At 31.7% G+C, this 6301-nt stretch carries 4 protein-coding genes and 1 pseudogene; 3 read left to right on the top strand and 2 right to left on the bottom strand.

Annotation, left to right across the window (positions count from 1 at the left end; all coding sequences use genetic code 11):
* Positions 1 to 189: tryptophan synthase subunit alpha (locus B2X73_RS08280; protein WP_291096206.1), on the bottom strand; the 189-nt coding region annotated here is incomplete at its 3' end.
* A 2-nt stretch (positions 190 to 191) separates the two neighbouring features.
* On the bottom strand, positions 192 to 1397 hold the full coding sequence (locus B2X73_RS08275; RefSeq protein WP_291047845.1) for an endonuclease: 1206 nt from the start codon (positions 1395 to 1397) through the stop codon (positions 192 to 194).
* A gap of 91 nt (positions 1398 to 1488) precedes the next feature.
* Here B2X73_RS08275 and B2X73_RS08270 point away from each other — a divergent pair, with 91 nt between their 5' ends.
* The 3 genes and pseudogenes from B2X73_RS08270 to B2X73_RS15390 form a co-directional block, all read left to right on the top strand.
* Positions 1489 to 4245 (top strand): carboxypeptidase regulatory-like domain-containing protein, encoded by a 2757-nt coding sequence (locus tag B2X73_RS08270; RefSeq protein WP_291052473.1) that lies wholly within the window; start codon positions 1489 to 1491, stop codon positions 4243 to 4245.
* A gap of 27 nt (positions 4246 to 4272) precedes the next feature.
* Positions 4273 to 5658, top strand: coding sequence for a DUF5689 domain-containing protein (locus B2X73_RS08265; RefSeq protein ID WP_291071213.1), 1386 nt, complete (start codon positions 4273 to 4275; stop codon positions 5656 to 5658).
* 486 nt (positions 5659 to 6144) lie between these two features.
* Positions 6145 to 6301, top strand: a pseudogene (locus B2X73_RS15390) (IS982 family transposase); the annotation flags it as partial.

Raw genomic sequence — 6301 nt, 5'->3', positions numbered from 1 at the left:
AGCTTGTATTGTTGGACCATCAGCTAAAGGATCAGAATATGGAATACCGACTTCGATAATGTCAACATTATTTTGATCTAATTCTTTTAAAATAACAAGGGTATCCGATAAATTCGGATACCCAGCTGTTGTGTATATTGTAATGAGGTTTTTATTTTTTTGACTAAATAATTGCTCTAATTTGTTCATTTTTATTTTGCTTGTTTTAATAAGATTGTATAGACTGGAAAGTGGTCAGAATAACCGTTTGCACGATAAGTATCGCCGCTCCACATACGGTTAGGGAAGCCTTTATATGCACCTTCTGTCGCTTTTAAATAATCTTTGTTGTAAATTTCAGTTTTGAAGATTTTATACGTTGAATAATCTTTATTTTTTGTAACCAATGATGAAGTTGAGATAAATTGATCAAATAGATTCCAAGCATCACGATAAGCTAAAGTACCAACACCTTTTTTATATAAAGGTAACATAGGATCGTAATATCCGTTATCCGAAACTTTAGCAATTTCTCCAGCCGGATCAAATATGTTTTTAATACTTGGAGAAATAGGATCATCATTAAAATCACCCATTGCAATTACTTTTGCATTTGGATTTTTAGATTTTAACTCATCAAAAATTCCTTTCATCACCTTTGCTGCTTCCATACGAGCTGGCATCGAAACTTTTTCTCCACCACTACGAGAAGGCCAGTGATTCACTAAAAAAGTGATTTCTTCACCGTCTAATAAACCTGTAACTTGTAGAATATCACGCGTATATTTGCGTTTACCTTCAGCATCATAATTGAAAATTGGATGAGGTCTTGCATCAATAACCTTGAAACGAGATTTTTGATACAATAAACCTGTATCAACTCCACGAGCATCAAACGAATTGAAATGAACAACACCATAATCGTATTTTTTCAAAGCAGAGCTTTTTGCTAAATCTTCTAAAGTTTCTCTTGTCTCGATCTCACAAATACCTACGATTACTGGAGCAGAGCCTGTAACATCTGCGCCTAATTCGCTAATAACTTTTGAAATATTATTGACTTTTTGGAAATATTTTTCTGTATTCCATCTTTTATTTCCGTTTGGTAAAAATTCTTCTTGAAGAATTAATGGACGGATAATTTTCTTTCCTTTTATATTTTCGTACGTATAACTTTGTTTGAATTCTTCTGTTTCGTACTTCGATATGTCAGATTCTGCAATCTGAATGTGATAATTTTTGTCATTAAAAGGTAAAGTTCCATTTACATATCCAACTGATTTTATGGTGTCAAAAAGATTTTCAACATTGTAAAAGGCTACAGTTGCACTTGAATATTTGCTTTGAGCTTTAACATTTAACGTTAAGAATAAATTAAAAATTATTAATAAAGTTAAAGATTTATTAATTTTAAACATATGTTATTAATTATGAATTTATTAAATTTGTTGTCCTATTTTTTCTGATGAAGGAAATAGAGAGCTAATTTATAAATAAAAATTCGTTTGAATGAACAAATTATTGTTAAGTCTTTCAGTCTTTGCTGCAACTGTCGCTATGGCGCAGGCGCAAACAAAGGTTACTGGGGTAGCAAAAAATGCTGCTACAGGTGAAGAGGTTTATAACCTCACTGTACGTTTGGACGGAGGAGCAGTAAGCGATGCTGCTATCACCGATCGTATAGGTTATTTTCAGTTTGTAGATATTCCGGATGGAACATACAAATTACAAGTTTATGGCGTGGGCTATGACCCATATGAAAAAGAAATCACTGTAACAGGGCAAAAAGAGCTTGACTTAGGTGATATTAAATTAACATTTAATCCAAATACAGCAGAAGTTGGAATTATTACATTAACAGATGATGAATTATCTGATGATGAAAGTTCGACAGCTTCAAATTCAGGACTTTTACAATCTTCGCGCGATGTTTTTGCTCGCGTTTCTGCGTACGAATTAGGTTCGTATTGGTTTAAACCAAGAGGTTTAGACAACAAATATAATGACGTATTATTTAATGGGGTTCGTATGAACAAAATGGATAATGGTCGTGCAACTTTTAATAACTGGGGAGGTTTGAATGATGTAACTCGTCGTCCAGATGAGTTAACATACGGAATCGAACCTTCTAATTATGCTTTTGGAGATTTAGGAGGAGTTACAAATTTTGATACTCGACCTTCAACAATGCGTAAAGGAGTAAGTTTGGCTTATTCTAATACAAATCGTTCATACAGAAATCGTGTAATGGCAACATACAATACAGGATTAATGGATAACGGTTGGGCATTTATGGTTTCAGGAAGTAGACGTTGGGCAGATGAAGGTATTATAGAAGGTACTTTTTATGATGCGTATGCTTACTACTTAGGTGTTGAGAAAAAGTTTAATGAAAAACATACTTTAAACTTAACTAGTTTCGGTGCTCCAACTCGTCGTTCTACTGGTTCACCTAATACACAAGAAGTTGTGGATTTGAAAGGTATTTACTATAATTCTTATTGGGGATGGCAAGATGGTGAAAAACGTAATGAACGTGTAAAGAAAACTTTTGAGCCTATTAATATGTTGACGCATCATTGGAATATTAATAATAAATCAAAATTAACGACAACTATTTCGTATCAATTTGGAAAAGAAAGTGGATCTCGTTTAGATTGGTTTAAAGCAAATAATCCTTCACCAACATATTACCGTAATATGCCGAGTTACTTAGCTTTTAATGGAGCGTCTGCTGATGCAATCGCAGAAAGAGAGCAATTATGGAGAAGTGGTCAAATCTCTCAGTTAGATTGGGCAAGTATGTATCGTGCGAATGAAAATAGTACGACAGGAAGAGCGGCTTATTGGTTAACTGCAGATGTTAATGAAGATAAAACAGCTACGGCTTATACTAATTTTCAAACTGAATTAACTTCAAATATAGATTTAACAATTGCAGCATCTTATCAAAATACAAAATCTAAATTGTATCGTGAGATTCAAGATTTATTAGGAGCACAATATGTATTAAATGTAGATGATTTTAATGTGACGACAAATTTACCTGTTAATCATTTTTATAATTTCAACTTATTAGATCCTGATTATGTTGCTAAGAAAGGAGATAAACAAGAGTATTACTACGAAATTAATCGTGATTATGCAGATTTGTTCGCGCAGTCTAAAATTAAATCTAAATACTTAGATGTTACTGTTGGAATGAAAGCTGCTTTAACGAAGTTTTATCGTGATGGAAAGTTCCAAAATGAAATGTATAAAGACAATTCTTACGGAAAGAGTAAAACGTATGATTTTGTAGACTTTGGTGTAAAATCTAACTTTTTAGTTAAATTAGATGGACGTAACTTTATTCAAGCAAATGTAATGTATCAGACAGAAGCACCAACTTCTGATGAGATTTTTCCAAATGCACGTCTTAATGATGTAACTGTTGATGGAATAGAAAGTGCTAAAATATTCTCAAGTGATTTATCTTATATTTTAAGAGCTCCACGTATCAAAGCTCGTGCGACGGCTTTTTATACAAGAACAAAAGATGAGATAGAGAAGGCTTTTGGATATATTGATGGTGTTTCGGATCAAATTTTTGTTTCTGAAGTGATGACAGGTGTTGGAAAAGAATATTTAGGAACTGAGTTGGCTGTAGAAGCGCAAGTTTTACCAGTTCTTACAGTTTCTGCCGTAGCTGCTATTGGACAATATGTATACAAAGACAATCCTGATTATAACCTATATTCTGATGAATTTGGGATTAATGGAATTCCTTACAAAAATTATGGAACTGCTTATTTAGAAAACTATAAACTTGCTTCTGGACCTCAATCAGGATTTACTTTAGGTGCTGAGTATCGTGATCCTAAATTTTGGTGGGTTGGTGTTTCTGGAAACTATTTAATGAACAATTATGCAGATCCTGCTCCTTTTAGAAGAACAATTAATTTTATTACCCAAAATGGGATTCCAATTAATGGAGTAACAGAAGAAGGATTGAAAGAAGTTTTGAAACAAGAGAAGTTTAGTGATGAGTTTATGTTGAATATCAATTTAGGAAAAACGTTCCGTATTGGTAAATATTCAGCAGGGATTTCAGGAACAGTAAACAATGTACTGAATAATAAAAACTATGTTACAGGAGGTTTTGAACAAATGCGTACAGGTAATTATAATAATGCAATTGATAAAAACTACCAACGTATGTTTGGTTCAAAAATGTTCTACGGAATGGGAACAACTTATTTCGCGAACATTTATTTCAGATTTTAATTTTATTAACAACGAACACAATTTAAAATGAATACAATATCAAAATTAACAATAGCTGGTGTTTTAAGCTTAGGTTTATTTACAGCGCAATCTTGTGTGCAAGATGATGATTATGCAACACCTCCAATTGAATGTAATTTACCAAGTCCTAATATTTCTTTGGCTGATTTAGTTTCTAAAGTAACTGCTGGATCTATAAAATTAGATGCTAATAAAGCAATAGCAGAAGATTTAATCGTACAAGCATATGTTATATCTAGTGACGAAACGGGGAATTTTTTCAAAACGATTTCTTTACAAGATAAAGTTGAGAACCCTACAACAGGTATCCAAATAGAAATTGACGGAAGTAATTTATATAATTCTTATCCATTGGGAGCGCAAGTACAAATTAATTTGAAAGGGTTAATAGTTGCGAATGATCGTGGAGTAATGAAAATAGGTTCTGTAGATCCACAATATACTGTTGGTCGTATTCCAAGTGCTGTCATGTCAACTTATATGGTTAAAACATGTGAAGCAATCCAAACGATTAAACCAAAAGTTGTTTCTTCATTAACAGATGCTTTAAAACCTGAAAATCTAAATACATTAGTAACGATAGAGGGAGTTCAATTCAGTGATCCTGATGGAGATAAAACGTATGGGGTTTCAGGTGCAACAGTGAATAGAGTGATTGTGGATAAAAAAGGAAAAGAAACAGATTTACGTAACTCTGGCTACGCAACATGGTATGCAGATGTTTTACCTAAAAAAAGCGGGTCTATTACAGTAGTAGTTTCTCGATACAATTCAACTTATCAAGTATTTATTCGCGATACAAATGATGTGAAGTTTGATCAACCTCGTTTTGATGTAGGTGGAGGCCAAAATCCAGGTGGAGGCAATAATTCCGAAGCAGCAAATTTATTGTTCAAAGGTTCTGATTTCAATGTTTGGGCTGACTTTTTATCTTCTATTAACTCTTTTGGCTTAGTGAAAGATACCTATGCAACTAGCGGAGTTGGTGTTGGTAGAGATAACACAAATGCATTACTTTTAAAAGGAACACCAAAAGCAAATGATTACGTATTTACAACTATTGTAAATAATACAATTCCTGCAACTCCAAAGAAAATTACATTTTATGTAAAAGGAACATCTGGGAAATCATTGTCACTAAATGTGTATAAATCTGATAAAAAATACGTAGTATATAATGTAGGAGATTTATCGAATTCAAATGTATCTTTATCACCAATTGATGCAAATCAATATACAGGTAAAATTGATACTAAAGGCGAATGGGTGCTTGTTACTCTAAATATTGAAGGAGTAGATATTCAAAAAACTGCTGGTGAAAATATTTTTGCACTAAAAGTAGGAAAAGATGAAGCTTATGATTTAGTTATCGATAATATCAAAATTGACTAATTAATCAGTTTAAATATTATAATAAAAAAGGCAACCAATTGGTTGCCTTTTTTGTTTTTATTAGGTTAATATATTCCTAAATATTCTTCATTTTTTAACGTGATTTCACTTTCTGAAATGTATAAAATTCAAATAAAAATTATCTGTTAATGAGTATCGATTTTAATTTTATAAAAAAAATAAAAAAAAGATTTATTAATCATTTAATAAGTATTTAATAATGGATAATTGATAAAAATAAAGCAATGTATGTCTTATTTGGATAAAATGTTAATTATGTATCATTCGTTTTTTCTATAGAAAATAGTGTTCAGATTTGTTACCCTATTTTATAAAAATAAGACTATGAAGAGAATTGGATATCCTAACAAAACTTCCGTAGTAAGAAAAGATATAAGACACCCGTTGTGCATTTTGATTACTAAATAATAAAGTTGTTCATTTGATTGAAAATCAGTAAATTGCTTTAACCACAAAACATTTACAATGAACAACTTACTTGCAAATTACGAAAGAATATTGGAAGTTCTACGAAAAATTTCCACAGATACACTTTTAATTTATCAACGTAGAAGACCTAAACTTTTTGATTTAGAACTCATAAGTCTTGTTTTAACAGCTGAATTTATGGGTATTGATAGTG

The sequence above is a fragment of the Empedobacter sp. UBA7252 genome, assembly GCF_002472765.1.
Lineage (GTDB): Bacteria > Bacteroidota > Bacteroidia > Flavobacteriales > Weeksellaceae > Empedobacter > Empedobacter falsenii_B.
The sequence above is the reverse complement of the archived record's forward strand: the minus strand, read 5'-3'. Positions and strand labels throughout refer to the sequence as shown.